Genomic DNA, 25,584 nt, shown 5'->3' on the forward strand with positions numbered 1-25,584 from the left:
GGAAAGCGATGACCAACGACAACAACGCCGACGTTCTCGACTACCTCAGGCGGACCTCGATCGAGCTGATCGAGACACGTAAGCGCCTGCAGGAGCTGACGGACGCCTCCGCCGAGCCCATCGCGATCGTGGGTGTCGCCTGCCGTTACCCGGGCGGGGTCGCCTCCCCGGACGACCTGTGGGAGCTGGTGCGGGCGGGCGCGGACGTCGTGTCGGACTTCCCCGACGACCGCAACTGGGACCTGGAGCACGACCCGGACCCGGACCGGCCCGGCACCTGCTACACCCGCAAGGGCGGATTCCTGTACGACGCGGGTGACTTCGACGCCGAGTTCTTCGGGATCAGCCCGCGCGAGGCGCTGGCGATGGACCCGCAGCAACGGCTGCTGCTGGAGACCGCGTGGGAGTGCGTGGAGCGGGCCGGCATCGACCCGGAGTCCCTGCGCGGCAGCGACACCGGCGTGTTCGCCGGTCTGGCCTACTTCGGGTACGGCAACCACTTCTTCACCCCCGAGGCCATCGCGGGCTACGCGCAGATCGGTTCCCTGCTGAGCGTGGCGTCCGGGCGGGTGGCGTACACGCTGGGTCTGGAGGGCCCGGCGGTGTCCACCGAGACCGCGTGTTCGTCGTCGCTGGTGGCGGTGCATCAGGCGGTGCAGTCGCTGCGGCAGGGCGAGTGCGGTCTCGCCCTCACCGGTGGTGTCACCGTCGTGGGGATGCCACAGGTGTTCCGGGAGATGTCGCGGCAGCGGGGTCTGTCGGTCGACGGGCGGTGCAAGGCCTTCGCGGACGCGGCGGACGGCACCGGCTTCGCCGAGGGCGTCGGCATGCTGGTCCTGGAGCGGCTGTCCGACGCGCGGCGCAACGGGCGCCGGATCTGGGCGGTGATCCGCGGTTCGGCGATCAACCAGGACGGGGCGTCCAACGGGCTGACCGCGCCGAGCGGTCCCGCACAGCAGCGTGTCATCCGTGCGGCGCTGGCGAACGCCCGGCTGCAGGCGGGCGATGTCGACGCGGTCGAGGCGCACGGCACCGGCACCACGCTGGGCGACCCCATCGAGGCGGGCGCGCTGCTGGCCACCTACGGGCAGGACCGGGATCCGGGCCGTCCGCTGTGGCTGGGGTCGCTGAAGTCGAACATCGGGCACACGCAGGCCGCGGCGGGGGTCGGCGGCATCATCAAGATGATCATGGCGATGCGTCACGGGGTGCTCCCGAAGACGCTGCACGTGGACCGTCCCTCGACGCACGTGGACTGGTCGGCCGGCGCGGTGGAGCTGCTGACCGAGGCCAGACAGTGGCCGAGCGATCCGGGCCGTCCCCGCCGGGCCGGCGTGTCCGCCTTCGGCGTCAGCGGCACCAACGCGCACGTCATCCTGGAAGAGGCCCCGCCCCAGGAGCAGGAGGAGAGCCGCCCGCAGGACGGCGTCGCCGGCGGCCTGGTGCCGTGGGTGGTGTCCGGCAAGAGCGCCGAGGCCGTGGAGCAGCAGGCGGGCCGGCTGCACGAGTTCCTCGCCGCCGACGCGGACCTGGACCTCGCCGACGCCGGCTGGTCGCTGGTGTCGAGCCGGTCCCGGTTCGAGCACCGCGCCGTGGTCCTGGGCCACGACCGCGACGAACTGCTCGGCGCCCTGGCGGCGCTGCGCGACGGCGAGGAGTCCGCCGCCGTCGTCCGCGGCGCTGCCGGGGACCGGGGCGGAACCGTCTTCATGTTCCCCGGCCAGGGCTCGGCATGGGCCGGTGTGGCACGGCGGTTGTACGACACCTTCCCGGTCTTCGCGCAGAGCCTGGACGAGATCTGCGCCCGCTTCGACGCGCACCTGCCCTTCGCGCTGGGGCCGCTGCTCCTCGCCGACGACCCCGCCGAACGCGAACGCACGGACATCGCCCAGCCGGCGCTGTTCACCCTGCAGGTCAGCCTGTACCGGCTCCTCACCCAGTACGTCCCGCGGCCGGACCACCTGATCGGTCACTCGGTCGGCGAGATCGCCGCCGCCCATGTGTCCGGGGTCTTCGACCTGGACACCGCGACCCGGCTGGTGGCCGCGCGCGGCCGGACCATGCAGACGGTCACCGAGCCCGGCGCCATGCTGGCCGTACGCGCGTGCGAAGCCCATGTCACCGAGCTGCTCGGCGGCTACGACCGCGTCGGCATCGCCGCCGTCAACGGCCCGGAGTCGGTGGTCGTATCAGGCCTGCGCGACCAGGTGCACGCCCTGCGCGACCGGCTCGTCGCCGACGGCACCTCGGCGAAGCTGCTCGCGGTCGACCACGCCTTCCACTCCCCGCTCATGGACACGATCCTGGACGACTTCGCCCAGTCCCTCGCCCCGCTCCCCCCGGGCGAGACGGCGATCCCGATCGTCTCCACCCGGCTGGGCCGCGAGGTCACCGCCCAGGAGCTGACGACCGTCGAGTACTGGGTGAGCCACCTGCGGGAACCCGTCCGCTTCCACGACGCGGTCGCGTGTGCCCGCGAGGCCGGCGCGGACGTCTTCCTCGAGGTGGGGCCGGGAGCGACGCTCGCGAGCATCACCCAGGAGGCCTTCGCCGCCGAGGGCGTGCACGACGCCGTCGTCCTGTCCGCGTCGCGGCGGGACCGCACCGGGCCGCAGGCGCTGATCGGCGCGCTGGCCCACCTGCATGTGCGGAGCGGTTCCGTGGACTGGCAGGCCCTGTTGGGCACGCGCCGTCAGGTGGACCTGCCGACGTACGCGTTCCAGCGGCAGCGGTACTGGCTGGACCTGCGGGCCGGGACCGAGTCGGCGGACGTCGCCTCCGCGGGTCTGTCGGCCGTGGACCACCCGCTGCTCGGTGCCTTGGTGGACCACCCCGGCACCGACGAGGTGGTGTTCACCGACCTGTGGTCCCTGCGCACCCACGGCTGGCTGGCCGACCACACCGTGTTCGGCGCCGTCGTCGTACCCGCGACGGCCCACCTCGACCTGGCGCTGTCGGTGGGCGGCCACGTCGGGTGCGGTCAGGTGGAGGAACTCACCCTGGAAGTCCCCCTGATCATCCCCGACTCGGGCGATGTGCAGGTGCGGATCGTCGTCGGCGCCGCGGACGAGACGGGCCGCCGCTCCCTGGACGTGTACTCCCGCCCCGGCGAGGACGATGCGGCCGTGGGCGGCTGGACCCGGCACGCCATGGGCACCCTGGCACCGGCCGGGGCGCCGACGGCCGCCCGGGCGGACGACCCGCGCGCACTCGCCGCCTGGCCGCCGGCCGGTGCCCGGCAGGTCGGCATCGACACCCTCTACGACGACTTCGCGGACGCCGGCTTCGACTACGGTCCGGCGTTCCGCGGACTGCGCGAGGTCTGGCGGCACGGCGACGACCTCTTCGCCCTCGCCACGCTCCCGGACACCCCCGGCACTCCGGCCGCCGGCGCCTTCGCCCTGCACCCGGCCCTGATGGACACCGTCCTGCACGCGTCGATCGCCGGCGGTGTCATCGAGGTGACGGGTGAGCAGGGCCGGATGCCCTTCGCGTGGTCCGGTGTGGAAGCGGCCGGGCAGTGCGGCCCGACGGTGCGGGTCCGGCTCTCCCCGTCCGGCGAGGACCGGGTGTCGCTCGCGGTCGCCGATGAGCAGGGCCGCCCGATCGCGTCCGTCGGGGCGCTGATGTTCCGGCCGGCCAGTGCCGAGCAGGTGCGCGCGGTGCGCGGCGGGCGGCAGTCGCCGCTGTACGAGATGCAGTGGCGGCCCGTCAACGGCGGCAAGGCCGGCGCCCACCGCGAGCGGTGGGGCGTCCTCGGCGCGCGGAGCGGCCTGGCGTCCCGGCTCGTCGAGGCGGGCGGCGGGAGCGCCGTGTCCTACGCGTCCCTGGACGAGGTCCCCTCCGCGCAGGTGCCCCGGCACATCGCCGTGTGCCTGGACGACGCCGCCGCCGACGCCGACCTGCTCACCGCGGTCGGCGACACGGACAAGCACGTACTGGACCTGGTCCAGCGGTTCCTCGCCGCCGAACACCTCGCCCGGTCCACGCTGGTGGTGCTCACCCGCCGGGCCCTGGACACCGGCGCCGGTGACGGCGTCCGGAGCCTGACCGGCGCGTCCGTGTGGGGCCTGATCCGCTCCGCCCAGACGGAGCACCCCGGCAGGTTCCAACTGGTGGACATCGACGACGAGGACAGTTCCTGGGCACGCCTGTCGGACGTGCTCGCCCTCGACGAGCCCCAACTCGCCATACGCGAGGGGGAGTTGCTCGTTCCTCGCCTGGCCTCGGCCGCGCCGGACGACCAGCGGATCGAGCCGCCGGCGGCCGGCGCCCACCGTCTCGGCATCCCGAACAAGGGCACCCTGGAGAACCTGGCCTGGATCCCGTGCCCAGAGGTGGAAGCGCCGCTGACCGGCGGCCAGGTCCGCATCGCCGTACAGGCGGCAGGACTGAACTTCCGCGACGTCACGATCGCGCTGGGCCTGGTGGACAAGACCGCCATCGACGCCGGGCTCGGCAGCGAGGGCGCCGGAGTCGTCCTCGAGGTGGCGGACGACGTGACCCGTCTGGCGCCGGGCGACCGGGTGATGGGCATCTTCACCGGCGCCTTCGGCCGCACGGCCGTAGCAGACCACCGCATGCTCATGCCCGTCCCCGACGGGTGGAGCTACGCGGAGGCGGCGTCCGTGCCGTGCACCTTCCTCACCGCCTACCACGGGCTCTTCCGCGTCGCGGACCTCAAGAAGGGGCAGCGGATCCTCATCCACGCCGCCGCAGGCGGCGTCGGCATGGCAGCCGTCCAACTGGCCCGGCACGTCGGCGCCGAGATCTACGCCACCGCGAGCCCGGCCAAGTGGCCCGTGCTGCGCGGCCTCGGTCTGGACGAGGCGCACCTGGCGTCCTCGCGCGACCTGGAGTTCGCCGAGAAGTTCCAGGAGTCCTCCGGTGGCCGTGGTGTGGACGTCGTACTCAACTCCCTCGCACACCAGTTCGTCGATGCCTCGCTGACGCTGCTGCCCGGTGGTGGGCACTTCGTCGAGATGGGGAAGACCGACATCCGTGACCCCCGCCGGGTGGCGGCCGACCACCCCGGGGTCGACTACGAGGCCTTCGACCTCTACGAGGCGGGCCCGGACGCGATCCACGAGATGTTCCGGGCCGTCATGGAACTGTTCGCCGACGGCCGCATCCGGCTGAACCCCGTATCCCTGCGGAACATCCGCGACGCGCGCCGCACCTTCCGCGAGATGAGCCAGGGCCGCCACGTCGGCAAGCTGGTCCTCGAAGTGGGCGAAGGCCTCGGCGGCGGCACCGTGCTGGTCACCGGCGGTACCGGCGGCGTGGGTTCCCTCGTGGCACGGCACCTCGTCGCCGAGCACGGGGTCCGCAGCCTGCTGCTGGCGAGCCGGCGCGGAGCGGCGGCCGACGGGATGGCCGAGCTGGTCGCCGACCTGGAGGGCGCGGGAGCGGCGGTCCGGGTCGTGCAGTGCGATGTCGCCGACCGGGCGGCCGTGGCGGACCTGCTCGCGGACCTGCCGGGCCGGTACCCGCTGACGGCGGTCGTGCACGCCGCGGGTGTGCTCGCCGACGGCACCGTCGAGTCGCTGACCGCGCAGAGCATCGACCACGTGCTGCGCGCCAAGGCCGGCGGCGCGATCAACCTGCACGAGCTGACCCGGGACCGCACCCTGTCGGCGTTCATCCAGTTCTCCGCGCTCGCCGGCACCCTCGGCAACGCCGGTCAGGCCAACTACGCGGCGGCCAACGCCTTCCTGGACGGTCTGGCGGCACAGCGCAGGGCGTCCGGGCTGCCCGGGACCTCGCTGTGCTGGGGCTGGTGGGAGCAGAGCAGCGGCATGACCGGGGAGCTGGAACAGGCCGACCTCTCCCGGCTGCGCCGGATGGGCATCGCCGCGATGCCGACGCACGAGGCACTGGCCCTGTTCGACACGGCGTGCGCGAGCGGCAAGCCGGTCCTCGTCCCGGCCCGGCTGGACCTCGCCGCGCTGCGCGAGAAGACGGGCGAGGAGCTGCCGCCGCTGCTGCGCGACCTCGTCGAGGGCGGCCGGCCCCGCCGCGACAAGGCGGGCACGGCCAAGGACGGCGGACCTGCCGGGCTGTCCGCCAGGCTGGCGACAATGCCGGCCGACGAGGCGCGCGAGACCGTCCTCGGCTGGCTGCGCGAGCAGATCGCCGTCGTGCTCGGACACGCGTCCGGCGCGGGCGTCGACGTCGACGAGGCGTTCGCCCGGTTCGGCTTCGACTCGCTGACCGCGGTCGAACTCTGCAACCGCCTGAACGCGGCGACCGGGCTGCGCCTGCCGTCCACCGTCGTCTTCAGCTATCCCACGGCACGCGAGCTGAGCGAGCACCTCTTCGGCCTGCTGCGTCCCGCCGAGGACACCGGCCCGGCCGAGGACGCGAAGGACGCCGAGGACGAGCGGATCCGGGAGGTGCTGCGGACCGTGTCGATCGACAGCCTGCGCAGCGCCGGCGTCCTGGAACTGGTCCTGGCCTGCGCCGAGGCGCCCGAGCCGGGCGGCGGCACACCGGTGGCGGACGCGGACGAACTGTCGGACCTGGACCTGGAAGCACTGGTCGACCTGGCTCTGGACGAGAAGAGGTAAGAGACATGACCAACTCCGCGGAACGCACGGCGGACGGCGCGGACCGGGTCCAGCGAGCGCTCCGCACGCTTCTGGAGGAGCGCGACCGCCTCCGGCGGGAGAACGACGCCCTGAAGGCCGGCCGTGGCGAGCCCGTCGCCGTGGTGGCCATGGCGTGCCGCTACCCCGGAGGCGTGTCGACGCCGGAGGATCTGTGGGACGTCGTCCGCGAAGGCCGGGACGTCGTGGGCGACTTCCCGCAGGACCGCGGGTGGCGGGACGTGTACGACCCCGATCCCGGCGCCGCCGGCAAGGCGTACACGCGCCAGGGCGGGTTCCTGGCCGACGTCGCCGGTTTCGACGCCGACTTCTTCCACCTCAGCCCGCGCGAAGCGCTGGCCGTCGACCCGCACCACCGGCTGCTGCTGGAGACGTCCTGGGAGGTCTTCGAGCGGGCCGGCATCGTCCCCGCCGATGTGCGCGGGTCCGAGGTCGGCGTCTTCTCCGGGGTCAGCTCCTCCGAATACGGCTGGCGGTTCCTGGAGGGCGGCCAGAAGGAGCTGGAGGGCTACTTCCTGTACGGCAGCGCGCTGAGCGTCGCCTCCGGCCGGGTGGCGTACGAGCTGGGGCTGACCGGCCCGGCGGTGTCGGTGGACACGGCGTGCTCGTCGTCGCTGGTGGCCCTGCACATGGCGGTGCAGTCGCTGCGGTCGGGCGAGTGCTCGCTCGCCCTGGCGGGCGGGGCGCTGGTGATGGCGACGCCCGCGATGTTCGTGGAGTTCTCCCGGCAGGAGGCCCTGTCGCCCGACGGCCGGTGCAAGGCCTTCGCGGACGCGGCCAACGGCACCGGCTGGGCCGAGGGCGTGGGTGTGCTGCTCCTCGAGCGGCTGTCCGACGCCCGGCGCAACGGCCACCCGGTGCTCGCCGTCGTACGCGGCAGCGCGGTGAACCAGGACGGCGCCAGCAACGGGCTGACCGCCCCCAACGGCCGCGCGCAGGAGAAGGTGATCCGCAGGGCGCTGGCCAACGCGGGGGTCGCGGCCTCGGAGGTGGACCTCGTCGAGGCCCACGGCACCGGTACCGCGCTGGGCGACCCCATCGAGGCGGGCGCCCTGCTGGCGACCTACGGCAGGGACCGGGCCGAGGACAGGCCGCTGTGGCTGGGGTCGCTGAAGTCGAACATCGGGCACGCCCAGGCCGCGGCCGGGGTCGCCGGGATCATCAAGGCCGTGATGGCCATGCGTCACGGGTATCTGCCGAAGACCCTGCACGTGGACACGCCCTCGCACCACGTCGACTGGTCCTCCGGTGCGGTCGAACTGCTGGTGGAGGGCCGTGAGTGGCCTCGGCCGGACGGCCCTCGGCGGGCCGGGGTGTCGTCGTTCGGGGTCAGCGGCACCAATGCGCACGTGATCCTTGAGGAGGCCCCGCCCGAGGAGCGGACGGAGGACGGCGGGCCCAGCGAGGGCGTCGTCGGCGGTCTGGTGCCGTGGGTGGTGTCGGGCAAGCGGGCGAAGGCGCTGGAGCAGCAGGCGGGCCGGCTGCACGAGTTCCTCGGCGCCGACGCGGGCCTGGACCTCGCGGACGCGGGCTGGTCGCTGGTGTCGAGCCGGTCGCGGTTCGAGCACCGCGCGGTCGTGCTGGGCCGCGACCGCGACGAACTGCTCGGCGCCCTGGCGGCGCTGCGCGACGGCGCGGAGTCCGCCGGGGTGGTGCGCGGCGTCGCCGGAAACCTCGGACAGGTGGCCTTCGTGTTCCCGGGGCAGGGCTCGCAGTGGGTCGGCATGGGCCGGCAGCTGTACGACGCCTTCCCGGTCTTCGCGCGCTCGCTCGACGCGTGCGCGGACGCGCTGTCCGAGTGGGTCGACTGGTCGCTGCTCGACGTGCTGCGCGGAGTGGAGGGCGCGCCGACCTTCGAGCGGGTGGACGTGGTGCAGCCGGCGCTGTTCTCGGTGATGGTCTCCCTGGCCGCGCTGTGGCGGTCCTGGGGGGTGGAACCGGCCGCGGTGGTGGGCCACAGCCAGGGCGAGATCGCCGCCGCGTACGTCTGCGGTGCGCTGTCCCTGCGGGACGCCACCAGGGTCGTGGCGCTGCGCAGCAAGGCCCTGATCGAGCTCAAGGGGCTCGGCGGGATGGCCTCCGTCGCGGAGTCCGCCGGGACCGTGGAGGAGCGACTTGCTCCGTGGCGCGAGAGGGTGAGCGTCGCCGTGGTCAACGGACCCCGTTCCGTGGTGGTGTCCGGCGAACCGGAGGCACTCGACGAACTCGTCGAGAAAATCAAGGCCGACGGCGCACAGGCGCGGAGAATACCGGTCGACTACGCCTCCCATTCCCCCCAGGTGTCCCGGGTCCGCGAGCAGGTGATCGGCGCGCTGACCGACCTGGAACCCATTTCGTCGACGCTGCCGTTCTATTCGACCCTGCACGGCGAAATCATCGACACCGCGCGCCTGGACGCCGAATACTGGTACACCAACCTGCGCGAGAAGGTCCTCTTCGAGACCGCTGTCCGGCGCCTGGACGAGGACGGCTTCAGGGTGTTCATCGAGATGAGCCCGCACCCCGTGCTCAACGTCCCGGTGCAGGAGATCGTCGAGGACAGGGACGACGCGCTGGTCCTGGCGTCGTCGCGGCGTGACAGCGACGAGGTCGCGGCCGTGCTCGGCTCGCTGGCCCAGCTGTACGTCCGGGGCGGATCCGTGGACTTCGGTGCCCTCTTCGGCCCGCGCCGGCGGGTGGATCTGCCGACGTACGCCTTCCAGCGGCAGCGGTACTGGCTGACCTCCGCGCCCACGACGGCGGTGGCGACCCAGGTGCCCCCGGCCGAGCCGCCCGCGGACGACGACCAGGGCCTCGCGCTGCCGGAGCGGATCCTGGCCCTCCCCGAGGAGGAGGCGAGGACGGTCGTCCTCGACCACGTCCTGGAGAAGGCCGCCGTCGTCCTCGGACATCCCTCCAGCGCGTCCATCGACCCCGACGAGAAGTTCTGGGAGATCGGGTTCGACTCGATGCTTTCCATGGAACTGAGCAAGCGCTTGAGCGCGTCGACCGGGCTCAGACTGAAGGCGAACATGGTGCTGCGGCACCCGACGGCGCGAGAGATCGCCGGGCACCTCGTCTCCCGGATGGCCGCGTAGGAGTGTCCCGCCGGCGGGACACCGCAAGCACGGCAACGGCTTGTCCCGCCGGGAATCAAGTTGTCTTGAACGGCTGACCCACCCCCCTGACCATGGGGGGTGATCTGCGAATTCCGCGGCTTCACGGGCCTGTTTCGTCGAGGGGTTGATCTGTGTGCGTTCGTTCGGTGCGTCGTCTGCGCATAAAGGCATGTGGCGGGCGCAGGAAATGGCTCCCGACACGCCGAACCATGCGCTGACCATGTGGGACGTGGACGGTGAGCTGGATATCGCAGCCATCGAGTCCGCTTTCCTGCACGTGATGGGTGAGGCGGAGGTGCTGCGCGTCAATTTCGTCGAGGACGGCGGGCAACTGCGCCTCATTCCGCGGGAGCTGGGGGACTGGCGGCCGTTCCTCCTGGACCTCAGCGCCGAGACCGACCCCGAGCAGGCGGCCCGTGACGCCCTGGCCGACCTGGTGCGCAAGCCGTTCGACCTGGGGCGGGACCTGCTGTTCCGGCTCGGCGTGGTCAAACTCGCCGAGGCCCGCTTCCTGCTGGTGATCGCCTACCACCACCTCATATCGGACGGGTTCGGCGCGGGCGGCCTGCTGTCGAAGCGTCTCGCCGAGGTGTACACGGCGCTGGTGCGCCAGGAGCCGGTACCGCAGCTGCCGCACCCGTGGGACGCCGAATCGTTCGCCACCGAGGCCACGGAGTACCTCGCCTCCCAGAAGTTCACCGAGGACTCGGAGTTCTGGCGCCAGTACCTGACGGACGCGCCCCCGCCCGCGCAGGTTCCGCGCGTCGCCCTGTCCGACGCGCAGCGCTCGGCGCTGTCCGAACCGATGAGCAGCGCCGACCGCTGGTCCCAGGTGGCCGAGACCATCGGCATGGTGAGCCGGACGTTGACGGTTCCCCGGGCCGAGGCGGACGTGTGGGCCAAGACCGCGCAGTCCATGGGCCTGTGGATGTCGCAGATGCTGACCGCGGCCACGGCGGTGTACCTGCGCCACCGCTGCGACCGCCCGGAGTTCCTCCTCTCGCTGGCCGTGGGCAACCGGGTCGGCGTGGCCAGCCGTACGCCAGGCCTGGCGGTGAACGTGGTGCCGGTGCGGGTGGCGATCGACCTGGGCGCGACGTTCACCGAGATCGCCGACGCGCTCGTCGAGCAGACCTACGACCTGTTCGACCACACCGCCTGCCACTACTCCGACATCCAGCGCGCGGCCGGTACGGTCCTGAGCGGCCGCGGCAGTTACGGCGCCGTCGTCAACGTCGTCGAGTTCGTGGAGCAACTCCGCTTCGGCGACTGCCCGGCGCGCTACTCGGGCGCGACGACCGGGACCTTCGAGGAACTGTCGATCGGTGTCTACACCGACGGCAGCGCCGACAGCGACCTGTTCATCCGGCTCGACGCCCCCGCGAGCCTGTATCACCGCGCGGAACTGCGCCTCATCGGCGAGGAGCTGATCGCGTACGTCCGTGCCGCGGTGGCCGCCGGCGCGCAGCCGGTCGGCGCGCTGGACGTGGTCAACGGTGCCGAACGGCACCAGGTGCTGACCGAGCCCAACGACACGCACGTGCCGCTTCCCGGACTGACCGTTCCCCAGCTGTTCTCCCGCCAGGTGGAGCGCGACCCCGACGCCGTCGCGCTGGCCTGCGGCCACGTCACGGTCTCCTACCGAGAGCTGGACGAGCGCTCGAGCCGACTGGCCGAGGCGCTGCGCCGGCGGCACGTGGGACCCGAGACGGTCGTGGCGGTGGCGATGCCCCGCTCGGTGGATCTCGCCGTCGCCCTGCTGGGCGTGGTGAAGGCCGGCGGAGCCTACCTCCCGGTCGACCCGGCGGCGCCGGCGAACCTGCTCGGGTCACGCATCGCCGAGGCCTCGGCACGCGCACTGCTCACCGACGCCGCGACCGCCGCGCGGCTCTCCGCCGGCCTGGACGTCCCGGCGCTCGTCTTCGACGACCTCGCCGCGGACACCGCCGACGGGGACGCCGCTCCGGTGGCCTCCCGCCCGGCGCATCAGGACAACCTGCTGGCCGTGGTCTACGACTCCGCGACGGCCGACGCGGCCACCGCGGTCGCGGTGACCCACCGGAACATGGAGCGGTTCGTCCTTGACCGCCACTGTCAGCAGGCCGGCCACCACACCGTGCTGTGGCACACGCCGCACACCTCCGACGCCCTGGCCCTCGAAGTGTGGGTGCCCCTGCTCCGCGGCGGCCGGGTGGTCGTGGCCCCTGCCGGGGACCTCGGCGCCGACACGCTGACCGAGGCACGCGCGGCGCACGACATCTCCACGGTGTGGCTGCCGGCCGGCCTGTTCTCGGCGATCGCCGCCGAGCGCCCCGAGGCCCTCGCCGGGCTGCGCGAGGTGTGGACCGGCGGCGACCGCGTGTCCGCCGCCGCGCTGCGCCGGGTCCGCCAGGCCTGCCCCGAGCTGACCATCGTCCACGGCCACGGCCTGGCGGAGTCGACCGTGTTCGCCGCGTGCCACCGCCTGGCGGCGGATGAGCCGGTGCGCCACGCGGGCACGGTCGGCCGTCCGATGGACAACACCGCCCTGTACGTCCTGGGCCCCGGCCTCGCGCCGGTCCCCGTCGGCGTGACCGGCGAGCTGTATGTGACCGGACCCGGTGTGGTGCGCGGGTACCCCGGGCGGCCCGGACCGACCGCCGAGCGCTTCGTGCCCTGCCCGTTCGGTCCGGCCGGACGGGTCATGTACCGCACCGGGGACCGGGTGCGCTGGGGCACCGACGGCCGGCTGGAGTACGTGGCCCGGGCCGACGCCCAGGCGGACGTGCGCGGTGTGCGGGTCGAACTGGCCGAGGTCGAGGAGGTGCTGTCCGAGCACACCGGACTCGCGCAGGCGGTCGTGGCCGTCCGGGAGGACGGCTCCGGGCACCAGCGTCTGGTGGCCTATGTCGTCCCCACGGGCGGCCGGACCGTCTCGGCCGACGAGCTGCGCCGGTTCGCCGCGGGATGGCTGCCGGAGTCCGTGGTGCCGTCGGTGTTCACGGTCCTCGACCGCCTGCCGGTGACAGCGGGCGGGCGGGTGGACCGAGCGGCGCTGCCGGCGCCCGAGGTCGACGAGCGTGCCCACCGGGCGCCGCGCAACGAGACCGAGCGGATCCTGGCCAGGGCGTTCGCCGAGGTGCTCGAGCTGGACCGGGTCGGTATCGACGAGGACTTCTTCGACCTCGGTGGCAACTCGCTGCGGGCGATCCGGCTGGTCGGCATGATCCGCACGGAGCTGAAGCAGGAGGTGTCCATCCGCAGGCTGTTCGCGGCGCGCACCATCATCGGCCTGTCGGACATGTGGAAGGACCTCGGCCAGTCCAGCAGGCCGAGCCTGCGCAGGCGGACGAAGGAGGGTGCGGTCCTCTGACCGTCGCCCGCCGCTCACCCCACCCATCCCCGGGTCCCCGGGTCTTGGGTTTTCCGGTCCCGTCAGCAGCGGTTTTCGCTTCTTTCCGGTGGCACTGCAAAGGAGAAAGGGAGTCATGGATTCCTTGACGGAAGCCCTGCTGTCCGGGGCCGGCCCGGACGAGATCGGGCGACACGAACTTCCCCAGGAATACGAGGCCGCGCATCTGCTCGCCTCGGACCTCGGCATGTTCGACGGTGTGGAGGACAAGGACGTCCGCAAGTCGCTGCACGTCGGGCCGGTTCCGATGCCGGACCTCGCGCCCGACGAGGTGGTCGTCGCCGTCATGGCGAGTTCCATCAACTACAACACGGTGTGGTCGGCGACGTTCGAGCCGGTGCCCACGTTCGACTTCCTCGAGCGCTACGCCCGCCAGGGCGGATACGCCGCCCGGCACGACCTGCCGCACCAGGTGGTGGGATCCGACGCGGCCGGAGTCGTCGTACGCGTCGGGGCCGGGGTACGGCACTGGAAGGTGGGCGACCATGTGGTCGTCAGCTGCGTCCAGGTCGACGACCAGGAACCGGCGACGCACGCCGACGCGATGCTCGGATCCGGGCAGCGGATCTGGGGCTACGAGACGAACTTCGGCGGACTCGCCCACTACACGGTGGTCCGTGCCAGCCAGCTGCTGCCCAAGCCGGCCCATCTGACCTGGGAGGAGTCGGCGGGTGTGCTGCTGACCGCGACGACCTCCTACCGGATGCTGGTCGGCGACAACGGCGCCCGGATCAAACAGGGCGACATCGTCCTCGTCTGGGGCGCGACGGGCGGGCTCGGCGCGTTCGCCGTGCAGATGGTGAAGAACGCCGGCGGTATCGCCGTCGGCGTGGTCAGCTCAGGGCACAAGGCCGAGGCGCTGCGCCGGCTCGGCTGCGACGTGGTGATCGACCGCGGCGAGATCGGCATGGGCGGGGACGGCGCACCCACCCCGCAGCAGACGATCGAGCTGGGCAAGCGGCTCGGCCGTGAGATCAGGCGGCAGGTCGGCGAGGACCCGCACGTCGTGTTCGACTACGTCGGGCGGGCGACCTTCGGGATCTCGGTGTTCGTCGTGCGCAAGGGCGGAGTGGTCGTCACCTGCGGATCGAGCACCGGGTACGACCACCATTTCGACAACCGGTACCTCTGGATGAACCTCAAGCGGATCGTGGGCAGCCACGCCGCGAACCTCCAGGAGGCGGCGGAGTGCAACCGGCTCTTCCGGCTCGGGCATCTTTCCCCCGTTGTCTCCGAGGTGTTCGCGCTGAGGGACGTGGGCGAGGCCGCACGGCTGGTCCAGACGAACCGGCACATCGGAAAGGTCGGCGTGCTCTGCCTCGCCCCCGAGGAAGGACTCGGCGTCACCGATCCCGTCCTGCGGGACAAGATCGGGGCGGCACGGCTCAATCCGCTGCGCGGTTGCCGCGTGGCCGACTCACCAGGGGTGTCATGACATGGGGATCGGCATCCTTGCCACCGGCTCCTATCTGCCCAAGCACGAGGTGGGCAACGAGGAGGTCGCCGAACGCGTCGGCGTCACCGCCGAGTGGATCGAGCGCAAGACACAGATCCGGTCTCGACGCTACGCGGCCGAGCACGAGGCGACGTCCGACCTGGCGGCGCAGGCAGCCGAACGCGCGCTGACCCAGGCCGAGCTGAGCGCGGAGGACATCGACTACATCATCGTCTCGACCTCCACCGGGGACTTCCCGCAGCCGCCCACCTCGTACCTGGTGCAGCACCGCCTGGGCGCCTACGGCGCGGCCTGCTTCGACGTCAACGTCGTGTGCAGCGGCTTCGTCTACGCGCTGACGCTGGCGCACAGCCTGGTGACCGTACGGCCGCACGCCCGGGTGCTGGTGATCGGGGCTGACGTGTACTCGCGGATCCTGGACTTCACCGACAGGAAGACCGCCGTCCTGTTCGCCGACGGTGCCGGCGCCGCGGTCGTCGGGGCGGTGCCCGAGCCGTACGGGATCATCGCGAGCGACCTGTCCAGCCGGGGCGACGCCCACCATCTGATCCGCGTCGAGGCCGGCGGCAGCCGCAGGCCCGCGTCGGCGGCGACCGTCGCGGACGGCGACCACTTCTTCCGGATGGACGGCCGCGGGGTACGGGACTTCGTCGCCGAGCACGTGCCGCCCGCACTGCTGGCGCTGGCGTGCAGGGCCGGCGTGGACATCGGCGCGGTCGACCACTTCATCCCCCACCAGGCCAACGGGGTGATGCTGGGCGACGTCGTCGAGCGCACGGGGCTGGGTGCCGCCCGCACGCACCGCACCCTGATCCGGTACGGGAACGTCGGCAGCGCCTCGGTGCCGGTCGCACTCGACGAGGCCAACCGCACCGGAGCCCTGTCGCCGGGCGACCTGGTGCTGCTGGCCGGGTTCGGCGGCGGCATGTCGATCGGAGCATCACTTCTGACCTGGGGAGCCCACTCATGACCACGTCCACGCACGAGGCCGGTGCGGCCATCGACCGGGTGGGTGTCGCCGGCAGCGGCATCATGGGCACCGGCATCGCCGAACTGTGCGCGAAGGCCGGGCTGAACGTGACGGTCGCGGTGTTCTCCGAGTCCTCGCTGGTGACGGCGCCGCGGCGGCTGGCCGCCTCCCTCGACCGGGGCGTGGCCAGGGGCAAGCTGAGTGCCGAGGAGCGCGACGCGGCGCTGGGCCGGGTGTCGTTCACCCGTGACCTCGCCGACCTGGCGGACCGCCAACTGGTGATCGAGGCGGTCAAGGAGGACGAGCAGCTCAAGCGGGACCTGTTCACCACCCTGGACAAGATCGTCGAGGACCCGGACGCCATCCTGGCGACCAACACGTCCTCGATTCCGGTCGTACGGCTCTGCGCCGCGACCCGGCGCCCGGGCCAGGTGCTCGGCATGCACTTCTTCAACCCGGTGCCGGTGCTGCCGCTCGTCGAGCTGGTCTCCTCGGTGCTGACCGACGAGGCGGTGAGCGCGCGGGCGCTGGTCTTCGTCCGCGACGTCCTGGGCAAGAAGCCGATCGCCTCGCCGGACCGCGCGGGCTTCCTCGTCAACGCGCTGCTGTTCCCGTACCTGCTGTCCGCCATCCGTATGGTCGAGTCGGGCCTGGCGCCGGCCGAGGTCGTCGACCAGGGCATGGAACAGGGCTGTTCGCACCCGATGGGGCCGCTGCGGCTCGCCGACCTCATCGGCCTGGACACGACCGTGTCCATCGCGCAGGCCATGTACGAGGAGTTCAAGGAGCCGCTGTACGCGCCTCCGCCGCTGCTGCTGCGCATGGTCGAGGGAGGCCTGCTGGGCAAGAAGTCCGGCCGCGGTTTCTACACATACGCGTAGGGGACACGCGAGGGGCCCGGGGACACGTGTGACGGCCGTCAGGCAGTGGCGGCCGCCGCGAGCAGCCCCTCCGTGACGGTCGAGGCGATCCGGTCGGGCTGGTCGTAGAGGTAGAAGTGGCCGCCGGGGAAGACCTGCACGGTGAAGTCGCCGGTGGTGTGGGCGCGCCAGGTGTCGGCGTCCTCGACCTTCATCATCGGGTCCTGGTCCCCGGTCAGCGCGGTCACCGCGGTGGTGAGCGGCTCACCCCCGCGCCAGCGGTATGTACCCAGGGCCCGGTAGTCGGCCCGCAGCGCCGGCAGCACCAGCTCCAGGAGGTCGGGGTCGTCGAGCATGGCCTGGTCGGTGCCGCCCAGCCTGCGCACGTCGTTCAGCACATCGGCGTCGTCGTAGAGGTGGTAGGGGAGGCTGTCGATGTCCGGGCCGCCCCGACCGGAGAGGAACAGCCGCTTCGGTTCGCGCAGTTGGCCGCGCGAGGCGAGCAGCCGGGCCGTCTCGAAGGCGATGAGCGCGCCCATGCTGTGGCCGAACAGGGCGTACGGCCGCCCGGGCTCCTCAGCCAGTTCACGGGTCAACTCCTCGGCCACCGCTTCGACGAGCGGGGTCAGAGCGGTGAACGGCTGTTCGTGGTAGCGGTCCTGACGGCCCGGATACTGCACGGCCATCACGTCGACGTGGGCGGGCAGCGTCTGCGCCAGGTCCTTGAACGCCGTCGCGGAGCCCCCCGCGTGCGGGAAGCACACGAGCCGCGGCCCGTCCGCCGCGGTCGTGGTGAAGCGTCGGAGCCACGTGCTGTTCACTGTCGGTGTGTCCCTTCGTCGGTGGCGGACGGCCGGTCCGGCTCGTGGCCCGGACCGGCCGTCCGTGCGGTGCGTGCGGTGTCACCCCTGCAGGGCCGGCCCGAACCAGGTGGTGAGGGCGGTGCGCAGGGCGGTGGTGTCACGGGTGCCGTCGGCGACCGCCCAGGCGACGTGGCCGTCGGGGCGGATCAGGAGCGCGGCGGGGGCGGGGACGGCGCCGATGGCGGGGACGGTCCAGTACTCGTGCTCGCTCCGTGCCTCGACGAGGTCGACGCGGTCGGCCCAGCCCTTGGCGGCCGCGGCCACCTCGGTGCTGCCGTGCAGGTCCAGCAGGACCGGGCGGCCGGCATGCAGCAGTTCATGGACGCGGGGGGCGCCGCCGGAGGCGGTGAGGTCGGCGTCGGGGACGCGCCGGCCGGTCAGCGGGTGGTCGCCTTCGGCGGGATAGCGGATGTCGAGGGCGTTGAGCAGGTGCCGCAGGTACTGGTTGACGTCGTCGAAGACCATGAGGGAGCCGAAGACGTCGCGCAGCGCGTCGGTCTGGGGGCCGGGGCGGACGAGGGCCGACTGGGCGCGGGTGTTGTGCAGGACGCGTTCGGCGACGGGATGGCGTTCGGCGTGGTAGGTGTCCAGCAGGCTGTCGGGCGCGTGGCCGTGCACGACGGAGGCGAGTTTCCAGCCGAGGTTGACGGCGTCCTGCACGCCCATGTTCAGCCCCTGCCCGCCGGCCGGGAAGTGGATGTGGGCCGCGTCGCCGGCGAGCAGGATCCGTCCGGTCCGGTAGCGGTCGGCCTGGCGTGCGGCGTCGCTGAACCGGGAGACCCATCGGGGGCTGTGCATGCCGAAGTCGGTGCCCGCGACCCTGATCAGTGATTCCCTGAGCTGCTCGAAAGTCGGCGGTTCGTCGCGGTCGGGGACGCGGTCGTATTCGGAGATGATCACCCGGTACCAGCCGGGCTCGAACGCGATCGCCGAGTAGTCGCCGACCGGGGTGCGCCGCACCCAGACGTAGTCCTCCGGCAGATCAGGCAGCTCGACGTCGCCGATCAGGGCGGTCATGGTCGCGTCGGTGCCCGGGAAACCGATGCCGGCCAGCTTGCGGACGGTGCTGCGGCCGCCGTCGCAGCCCACGAGATAGCGGGCGCGCAGCACCTCGTCGGATCCCGTGTGCAGCTGGACGGACACGCCGCCCTGGTCCTGGCTGATCCCGGTGACCTCGCAGGAGCGGCGCACCCGTACGCCGAGTTCGCCGGCCCACTCCTCCAGCAGCCGTTCGATGGTGGACTGCAGGATCATCAGGGGATAGGGATGCCTGGACTCCGACTCGTCGAAGTCGAGGTAGAGGCCGGAGAAGTGGCCGACCGGCTGCAGTTCGCCCTCGGCGAGGAAGCGGTCGAGGACGCCGCGCTGGTCGAGGACTTCCAGGGTGCGGGAGTGGATGCCGCCGGCGCGGGACTCGCCCGACCGCTCGGCGAGCTTGTCGACCACCGTCACGTCGACGCCCGCGAGCCGCAGCTCGCAGGCGAGCATCAAGCCGGTGGGCCCGGCGCCCGCGATCACCACGTCCGTGTCCGTGCGGGTGTCTCCCACGTCGTTCCCCCTCGTTGCGGTGGGCCTCTCACGTCCTTGCATCCCGTCCACGTTCACGCACGTGGACCGGCGCTTCAAGACAACTCGGTGCCGGGGCGGGGCGCGCCGCTGTCCGGCTTGCCTTGTCCCGCCGGCGGGACAGCCCTACGGGGTGGCCGGGGTCGAGCGGTACGGCCGGCGGGCACGCGGGCCGTACCGGTGGCGGACACACCGAAGGCCCGCCGGTGCCCTCGGGGGATGGTGTGGGCACCGGCGGGCGGTGAGGGGGCTCCGAGCAGGCTCATGACCCGTCACATCGGAGCTCACGTGCCGAGACCTTCCCGTCCCGCGCTCGACGGATGCTCGCTGGGCGGTGGAGAGCCGCCCCGGCGGGAGGCGCCGTCATGCGGCGCTCCAACCGGCTTCTAGCGAAGAGGCAGAAGCTGGCCAACGGTTCACACGTCGGACGGTTCATCACGACGGCCCGAAGGGAGACCCATGACCGCCCTGGACGACACGCCGGTCGGGACGCAGCGCGGCACGGTCGCCGAACTCGAGGCCGTACGGGACGCCATGCGCCGGGGGCCCAGCGACAAGGCCACCGCGGCGCAGCACGCCAAGGGCAAGCTCACGGCCCGGGAGCGGCTGCAACTCCTCTTCGACGACGGCAGGTTCACCGAGGTCGAGGGCCTGCGCAGACACCGGGCGAGCGGCTTCGGCCTGGAGGACAGGCGACCCTACACCGACGGCGTGGTCACCGGCTGGGGCCGGGTGTTCGGCCGTACCGTCTTCGCGTACGCCCATGACTTCCGCGTCTTCGGAGGTTCCCTCGGCGAGGCGCACGCCGAGAAGATCCACAAGATCATGGACATGGCCGCCACGGCCGGGGCCCCGATCGTGGGCCTGTGCGACGGCGCCGGGGCGCGCATCCAGGAAGGGGTGACCGCGCTCGCCGGGTACGGCGGGATCTTCCAGCGCAACGTCCGCAACTCGGGGGTCATCCCCCAGATCAGCGTCATGATGGGCCCCTGCGCGGGCGGGGCGGCCTACTCCCCGGCGTTGACCGACTTCGTGTTCATGGTGCGCGGCACCTCGCAGATGTTCATCACGGGGCCGGACGTGGTCAAGGCCGTCACCGGGGAGCGGATCAGCCAGGACGCGCTGGGCGGCGCGGACGCCCACACGCGTCTCTCCGGAGTCGCCCACTTCGCCTACGACGACGAGGAGAGCTGTCTCGCCGACGTCCGCTACCTGCTGTCCTACCTGCCGGCCAACAACCGTGAGCTGCCGCCGTCGGAGCCTCCCGCCGACCGGCCCGACCGGCTGACCCCGGTTCTGCGTGACCTGGTGCCGTCCGACGAGAAGCGCGCGTACGACGTGCGCGAGGTCGTCGAGGAGCTGGTCGACGCCGGCGAGTTCTTCGAGGTGCAGGAGACATGGGCGCCCAACGTGGTGTGCGCCCTGGCCCGGCTGGACGGCCATGTCGTCGGCATCGTCGCCAACCAGCCCGCCTCGCTCGCCGGGGTCCTCGACATCCAGGGCAGTGAGAAGGCCGCGCGCTTCGTGCAGATGTGCGACTCCTTCAGCATCCCGCTCGTGACGCTGGTGGACGTGCCGGGATTCCTGCCCGGCGTCGACCAGGAGCACGGCGGCATCATCCGGCACGGGGCGAAACTCCTCTACGCGTACTGCAACGCGACGGTGCCCCGTATCCAGCTGATCCTGCGCAAGGCCTACGGCGGCGCGTACATCGTCATGGACTCGCGCTCCATCGGCTCGGACGTGTCGCTGGCCTGGCCCGGCAACGAGATCGCGGTGATGGGGGCGGAGGGTGCCGCGAACGTGGTCTTCCGTCGCGAGATCGCGTCCGCTGCCGACCCGGAGGCGGCCCGCGAGCAGCACATCAAGGAGTACCGGGACCGGCTGATGCACCCCTACTACGCCGCCGAACGCGGCCTGGTGGACGACGTCATCGACCCCGCGGAGACGCGCGTCCGGCTCATCGACGCGCTCGCCGTGCTGCGCAGCAAGTACGTGGCGCAGCCCTCCCGCAAGCACGGCAACCAGCCCCAGTGACGCCCTGAGTGGCACCGTTTGGCGTCATCTGGCATCACATTGTGCCACTCCGCGCCTTCCACGGTCGGTGAACCGACATGCCCTGCCCGCGCCCCAGGCTGTCCTCTCCACATCTCGACAGGTAAAGCGGGTGACCCTAGAGGAAGGCTCCCCGGGGTGCCATGGAGACTTGCGCATGGTGCCATGATGCCGCCATGATGACGTCATGGACCTCACGCCGTATGTCGACACTCTCCGCCGCGAACTCGCGGTGGCCGCCGAGTCCGGCGGGGAAGACGCCCGCGAGCTGGCCGAGCGGCTCACCGCCCCCCTGGAGTCGGCGACCCGGCTGATGCTGCTCAACGTGCTCTCCGCCGCGATGGACGAGATCACCCGCGAACTGGCGCCCGGCTCGGTCGACGTACGGCTGCGTGGGCTGGACCCCGACTTCGTGGTGACGCCACCGCCCACCGACGGCGGCGCCGGCGTCGAACCGGCCGCGCCTGTCGAGCCGTTCAGGACCCCGGTCCCGGCCGACGGCGACGAGGGCGGCACCGCCCGCGTCAACCTGCGCCTGCCCGCGCATCTCAAGGCGCGCGCCGAGGAGGCCGCTAGCCGTGAGGGCCTGTCGGTCAACGCGTGGCTGGTCCGCGCGGTGTCGGCCGCCGTCGAGGGCGGGGTCCGGCAGCGTACGCCGGAGAGGGCCCAGGCCGTCGGACAGAGCTTCACGGGCTGGGTGCGCTAGTGCCCCGACAGGCGACGTTCGTCCCGTCGCGACGTGCGGCACGCTCTCCCACTGCCTGGGGGGCGTGGGAGGTGCCCCCACTCGCCGCACCGACCGAAAGCCCGAGTACGTCCAGTACGAGGGCTTCCGGCCGGCACGCCGACAGCACGCACCGGACGCCGCTCCGTCACGGGCGAACGTTGCCTGCCGGGGCACTGGGAACCGCCCGGTGCCCGCGCCGCTTCGCCCCCACGTCATCACGTCCCACCAGCGGGGACGTCCGGAACCCATGAGGACGGGACAGCCATGCCTTCTTTCGACACTCCCGAAGCGATCTCGGTGACGGCGCGTGTGGATGCCGGTTCCATCCAGTTCACCGCGGGCGAGCGGGCCGACACGGTCGTCGAGGTACGGCCGCGAGACCCGAAGAAGAACCTGGACGTGCGCGCGGCCGAGCAGACCGAGGTCTCCTGCGCGGGCGGTGTGCTGACCGTCAGGACGCCCAAGTCGAGCCTGTTCGGCCGCACCGGCGTCGTCGATGTCGCCGTCGACCTGCCCGCGGGCTCGCGCGTCGACGTGACCGGTGCCTGGACCCAGGTGCTCGGCGAGGGCCGGCTCGGCGAGGTCCGCGTGAAGACCTCGTCCGGCGATGTGCGCCTGGACGCGACCGGCCCGCTGCACCTGACCGCGTCGCACGGTTCGATCACCGTGGACCGGGCCGAAGGCCCGGCCGAGATCACCACCAGCTCCGGCAGCCTGCGCGTCGGCCTGGTGGAGGGCCCCGCCGTGCTGAAGAACTCCCACGGCACCACGACCGTCGGCGCCGCCCTGGACGAGCTGCGCATCAGCGGCGCCAACGGCGACATCAGCATCGAGCGCGCCGAGGCCTCGGTGACCGCCACCACCGCGCACGGCACCCTGCGCGTGGGCGAAGTGGCCCGTGGCAGCGTCCAGTTGGAGACCGCCTACGGCGCCATCGAGGTCGGCGTCCGGCAGGGCACGGCCGCCTGGCTCGACGTCAGCTCGGGCTCCGGGCAGGTACGCAACACCCTCACCGCCTCCGACACCCCGGAGAAGACCGAGGACACCGTCGAGGTCCGCGCCCGCACCCGCCACGGCAACATCGACATCCGTCGCGCCAGGTCCTGACCCCGCCCCGCCGCCGTACGCACTTCACGCCCCGGGCACCGGTCTGCGCGAGTCCTACGGCGCCAAGGCCCTCCTCGGCGTCGACCTGCACATCCCGGCCGGCTCCGTCCTCGCCTTCTCCGCGGTGGACGGGCTGACCACCGGCGAGGAGAACATGCTCCTCGTGGCAACCTGCGGTGGGCGCGAACAGCTCCCACGGCTCGTCGTGGTCCAGGACCGAGGGCGAGGTGCCGCCCATCGCCACCAGCCCGCGGCCCAGTTCCGCGTCGGACAGCGGATGCCGCCGCGTGGAGGCCCTGTCGGGCCGCAGCGTGCCACGCGCGGAGAATCCGAGTCAGGCCGGCGGTGTGCGTCCCCCGTCCGAGAGCCGACGGGGCAGCTCGAACGCGACTTGCCCGGTGAGCCGCACGCTGCGTGGGCCTGGCCATGCGTCGCCACCCGCGGCCGGGGGCGGCCGGTGTCCCAGGCCGCAGGGTGGCCGAGCGGCGTCGAAGAATGTGACGTCGAGGGATGTTCGAACGTGCCGCGCACGCTTGCCTCGTCGTCGTCAGGCGGCGTGGCAGAGCGGCGCGGGGTCGGCCGGGGCCGAGGCGCGGGCCACGGCGGCGGGGCGGGTGGCGCGGACGTCGGCCGCGGCCTGCGAGCGGCTCCGCGCGAAGACGACGAGGCGCAGCACCGCGAACCGCGCGATGCCGGCGAGCGCGGAGGCGGACAGGTAGACGACCTGTTCGAGTACCGCGCCCGGAGCCGGCACCAGCAGCTGCAGGAAGACCATCGCCCCGCAGGTCGCCGCGTAGGCGGCCGACGCGGACCCGGCCGACTGCACATGCTGGCGCCAGGTCGCGCGCCCGCCCGCGCCGAAGGTGAAGCGGGCGTGCAGCTCGGTGGCCAGGAGCGTGGACGCCACGGTGACCACGGCGTTGGCCAGCGCCCAGGGAATCCGGGAGGCGAGGGCCGCGACGGCGAAGCCGGAGGCGAGCCCCACCCCGCCGCCGCAGAGCACGAAGCGGGCGAAGGCGGCGACGGCACCCGGTGCTGCCTGCTGCCGGCTGCGTGCTGTCTCCATGATCCGCCCCCTTGATGACCTGCTCCGAACGAGGTGTGACGTCATCATGGCACATGCGTGGCGCATCAGTGGAGTCGTTTAGGTGCCATACTCGTCGATCAGGGATCTCGGAGCCCGCAGCAGAGGCAGCAAGGCGCAGGCCGGCTGCTCGTGGTCCGCGCTCCTTGCTTTCGCCTCCCGTCCCAAGTCCCCGCCATGCTGCGGCTTTTCGGTCGCGCCGGATTCGCGGCCGTACTGTGGCCCATACGTGGCTCAGATTGGCTCATAATGACGTCAACATGTGTGCCATGATGGAGCCACGGAAGCGGAACCGGCGCCGGATGCGGCGTGCGACGTAAAGGAGCCCCACCATGTCCGTCACGTTGAGCGACCAGGCCATGCTCCCCCTGTCGACCGCCGGGTGCCCGGACGGCACCTCCGCGGCCGAACTCGCCGACCGTGTCCTGCGCGATCTGGCGGCAGCCATGGAGCTGCTCGGGGGGCAGGCGCCGGAAGAGGCCGGCACCGCCCACGGCACCGCCGTCGCCGGCTGAGCCTCCGTCCGGACCCGCAAGGGCGAGCCCAGCGTCACCCACGAAAGGAAAACCGATGAGCCACACGCCTCTCGTCCCCCACGGTCTCCCCATGGAGCGTGACGCGGGCCCCTTCGACCCGCCCCGCGCCATCACCCGGCTGCGCGAGGCCCGCCCCGTCAGCCCCATGGTCTTCCCCGACGGTCACGAGGGCTGGCTGGTCACCGGCTACGACGAGGTCCGCACGCTGCTGGCCGACACCCGGTTCAGCTCCCGCCAGGACATCGGCGTCCTCCACGTACCGTACGAGATCCCCGGCATGCCCACCGCCACCGAACCGTCCCCGCCGGAGCCGGGCCTGTTCATCAGCATGGACCCGCCGGACCACACCCGGCTGCGGCGCATGCTCACCGGCGCCTTCACCGTCAAACGCATGAAGCAGCTCGAAGCGCACATCACCGACATCGCCGAGCGGCAACTGGAGCACATGGCGAGCCTCGCCCCGCCGGTCGACCTGGTCAAGGAGTTCGCGCTGCCGGTGCCCCTGCTGGTGATCTGCGAACTGATCGGCGTCCCCTACGCCGACCGCGACAGCTTCCAGGCCAACACGGCCACGTTCATGGAGAAGGACGTGGCGCTCGAGGAGAAGATGGCCGCCTACACCGGCCTGACCACCTACCTCCGCGAACTGGTCACCCGCAAACGCGCCGCCCCCGGCGACGACATCCTGTCCGACCTGGCGCGCCGGGACGACGTCACCATCGACGAACTGACCGGCATCGCCTTCCTGTTGCTGCTCGCAGGCCACGAGACCACCGCCAACATGCTGGGGCTGGGCACGTTCGCGCTCCTGGAGCACCCCGAGCAGGCGGCCGAACTGCGCGCCGACCCCGAGCTGGTGCCCGGCGCGGTCGAGGAACTCATGCGTTACCTGTCCGTCGCCGACATCTTCTACCGCTACGCCACGGAGGACATCGAGCTGGGCGGCGAGACGATCGGCAAGGGATCGACCGTCGTGGTCTCCCTGCTGGCCGCCAACCGCGACCCCCGGCGCTTCGACAACCCCGACACCCTGGACATCCACCGCAACGCACGCGGCCAGCTGGCCTTCGGTCACGGCGTCCACCAGTGCCTCGGTCACCAGCTGGCCCGCATCGAGATGCGCGCCGGTTTCGCCGGCCTGCTGCGGCGCTTGCCGACCCTCGAACTCGCCGTCCCCGCCGGTGAGGTGAGGCTGAGGACCAACATGAACATCTACGGCGTCCACGAACTCCCGGTCACCTGGACGGAGACGGCCCCGTAGGA

General features: G+C 72.3%; 14 protein-coding genes. 11 read left to right on the forward strand and 3 right to left on the reverse strand.

Annotation, left to right across the window (positions count from 1 at the left end):
• Window positions 1–8: 8 nt before the first annotated feature.
• From AC5WRT_RS31485 to AC5WRT_RS31510, 6 genes are all read left to right on the forward strand, one after another.
• Window positions 9–6,569 carry a type I polyketide synthase gene (locus AC5WRT_RS31485; RefSeq protein WP_496097425.1) on the forward strand — a complete coding sequence of 2,187 codons (6,561 nt, stop codon included), beginning with the start codon at window positions 9–11 and terminating at the stop codon, window positions 6,567–6,569.
• A 5-nt stretch (window positions 6,570–6,574) separates the two neighbouring features.
• A complete protein-coding gene (locus AC5WRT_RS31490) occupies window positions 6,575–9,685 on the forward strand; it encodes a type I polyketide synthase (RefSeq protein WP_496097424.1) in 3,111 nt (1,036 codons plus the stop codon).
• A 154-nt stretch (window positions 9,686–9,839) separates the two neighbouring features.
• Window positions 9,840–13,058, forward strand: a complete 3,219-nt coding sequence (locus AC5WRT_RS31495; protein ID WP_496097423.1) for a non-ribosomal peptide synthetase — start codon at window positions 9,840–9,842, stop codon at window positions 13,056–13,058.
• A gap of 115 nt (window positions 13,059–13,173) precedes the next feature.
• Window positions 13,174–14,532, forward strand: a complete 1,359-nt coding sequence (gene ccrA / locus AC5WRT_RS31500; RefSeq protein ID WP_496097422.1) for a crotonyl-CoA carboxylase/reductase — start codon at window positions 13,174–13,176, stop codon at window positions 14,530–14,532.
• Between the two features lies 1 nt (window position 14,533).
• A complete protein-coding gene (locus AC5WRT_RS31505; protein WP_496097421.1) occupies window positions 14,534–15,523 on the forward strand; it encodes a 3-oxoacyl-ACP synthase III family protein in 990 nt (329 codons plus the stop codon).
• On the forward strand, window positions 15,520–16,404 hold the full coding sequence (locus tag AC5WRT_RS31510) for a 3-hydroxybutyryl-CoA dehydrogenase (RefSeq protein WP_496097420.1): 885 nt from the start codon (window positions 15,520–15,522) through the stop codon (window positions 16,402–16,404). The genes AC5WRT_RS31505 and AC5WRT_RS31510 overlap by 4 nt, the downstream gene beginning before the upstream one ends.
• Before the next feature lie 38 nt (window positions 16,405–16,442).
• Here AC5WRT_RS31510 and AC5WRT_RS31515 read toward each other — a convergent pair whose 3' ends face one another.
• Together AC5WRT_RS31515 and AC5WRT_RS31520 are read right to left on the reverse strand one after the other, a co-directional pair.
• Window positions 16,443–17,204: a thioesterase II family protein gene (locus AC5WRT_RS31515; protein ID WP_496100834.1), complete on the reverse strand. Its 762-nt coding sequence runs from the start codon at window positions 17,202–17,204 to the stop codon at window positions 16,443–16,445.
• Between the two features lie 81 nt (window positions 17,205–17,285).
• On the reverse strand, window positions 17,286–18,836 hold the full coding sequence (locus AC5WRT_RS31520) for an FAD-dependent monooxygenase (protein WP_496097418.1): 1,551 nt from the start codon (window positions 18,834–18,836) through the stop codon (window positions 17,286–17,288).
• A gap of 435 nt (window positions 18,837–19,271) precedes the next feature.
• Between AC5WRT_RS31520 and AC5WRT_RS31525 the strand changes: the two genes are divergently transcribed.
• From AC5WRT_RS31525 to AC5WRT_RS31535, 3 genes are all read left to right on the forward strand, one after another.
• Window positions 19,272–20,849, forward strand: a complete 1,578-nt coding sequence (locus tag AC5WRT_RS31525) for an acyl-CoA carboxylase subunit beta (protein WP_496097417.1) — start codon at window positions 19,272–19,274, stop codon at window positions 20,847–20,849.
• 205 nt (window positions 20,850–21,054) lie between these two features.
• Window positions 21,055–21,573 carry a hypothetical protein gene (locus AC5WRT_RS31530; protein WP_496097416.1) on the forward strand — a complete coding sequence of 173 codons (519 nt, stop codon included), beginning with the start codon at window positions 21,055–21,057 and terminating at the stop codon, window positions 21,571–21,573.
• 285 nt (window positions 21,574–21,858) lie between these two features.
• A complete protein-coding gene (locus tag AC5WRT_RS31535) occupies window positions 21,859–22,701 on the forward strand; it encodes a DUF4097 family beta strand repeat-containing protein (protein ID WP_496097415.1) in 843 nt (280 codons plus the stop codon).
• A 547-nt stretch (window positions 22,702–23,248) separates the two neighbouring features.
• Here the strand turns inward: AC5WRT_RS31535 and AC5WRT_RS31540 are convergent.
• Window positions 23,249–23,767: a GtrA domain-containing protein gene (locus tag AC5WRT_RS31540; protein WP_496097414.1), complete on the reverse strand. Its 519-nt coding sequence runs from the start codon at window positions 23,765–23,767 to the stop codon at window positions 23,249–23,251.
• Between the two features lie 350 nt (window positions 23,768–24,117).
• Between AC5WRT_RS31540 and AC5WRT_RS31545 the strand changes: the two genes are divergently transcribed.
• Together AC5WRT_RS31545 and AC5WRT_RS31550 are read left to right on the forward strand one after the other, a co-directional pair.
• Window positions 24,118–24,300: a hypothetical protein gene (locus AC5WRT_RS31545; RefSeq protein ID WP_496097413.1), complete on the forward strand. Its 183-nt coding sequence runs from the start codon at window positions 24,118–24,120 to the stop codon at window positions 24,298–24,300.
• A gap of 55 nt (window positions 24,301–24,355) precedes the next feature.
• Window positions 24,356–25,582: a cytochrome P450 gene (locus AC5WRT_RS31550; protein ID WP_496097412.1), complete on the forward strand. Its 1,227-nt coding sequence runs from the start codon at window positions 24,356–24,358 to the stop codon at window positions 25,580–25,582.
• The last annotated feature ends 2 nt before the right edge of the window (window positions 25,583–25,584 follow it).

The sequence above is a fragment of the Streptomyces sp. NTD91 genome (assembly GCF_059510455.1).

Excerpts from the sequence above, each read along its gene's own strand:
- AC5WRT_RS31520 (WP_496097418.1), bottom strand. The coding sequence starts at position 18,836 with ATGCAAGGACGTGAGAGGCCCACCGCAACGAGGGGGAACGACGTGGGA.
- AC5WRT_RS31550 (WP_496097412.1), top strand. The coding sequence starts at position 24,356 with ATGAGCCACACGCCTCTCGTCCCCCACGGTCTCCCCATGGAGCGTGAC.
- AC5WRT_RS31545 (WP_496097413.1), top strand. The coding sequence starts at position 24,118 with ATGTCCGTCACGTTGAGCGACCAGGCCATGCTCCCCCTGTCGACCGCC.
- AC5WRT_RS31510 (WP_496097420.1), top strand. The coding sequence starts at position 15,520 with ATGACCACGTCCACGCACGAGGCCGGTGCGGCCATCGACCGGGTGGGT.
- AC5WRT_RS31530 (WP_496097416.1), top strand. The coding sequence starts at position 21,055 with ATGGACCTCACGCCGTATGTCGACACTCTCCGCCGCGAACTCGCGGTG.
- AC5WRT_RS31485 (WP_496097425.1), top strand. The coding sequence starts at position 9 with ATGACCAACGACAACAACGCCGACGTTCTCGACTACCTCAGGCGGACC.
- AC5WRT_RS31525 (WP_496097417.1), top strand. The coding sequence starts at position 19,272 with ATGACCGCCCTGGACGACACGCCGGTCGGGACGCAGCGCGGCACGGTC.
- ccrA (WP_496097422.1), top strand. The coding sequence starts at position 13,174 with ATGGATTCCTTGACGGAAGCCCTGCTGTCCGGGGCCGGCCCGGACGAG.
- AC5WRT_RS31540 (WP_496097414.1), bottom strand. The coding sequence starts at position 23,767 with ATGGAGACAGCACGCAGCCGGCAGCAGGCAGCACCGGGTGCCGTCGCC.
- AC5WRT_RS31490 (WP_496097424.1), top strand. The coding sequence starts at position 6,575 with ATGACCAACTCCGCGGAACGCACGGCGGACGGCGCGGACCGGGTCCAG.
- AC5WRT_RS31535 (WP_496097415.1), top strand. The coding sequence starts at position 21,859 with ATGCCTTCTTTCGACACTCCCGAAGCGATCTCGGTGACGGCGCGTGTG.
- AC5WRT_RS31505 (WP_496097421.1), top strand. The coding sequence starts at position 14,534 with ATGGGGATCGGCATCCTTGCCACCGGCTCCTATCTGCCCAAGCACGAG.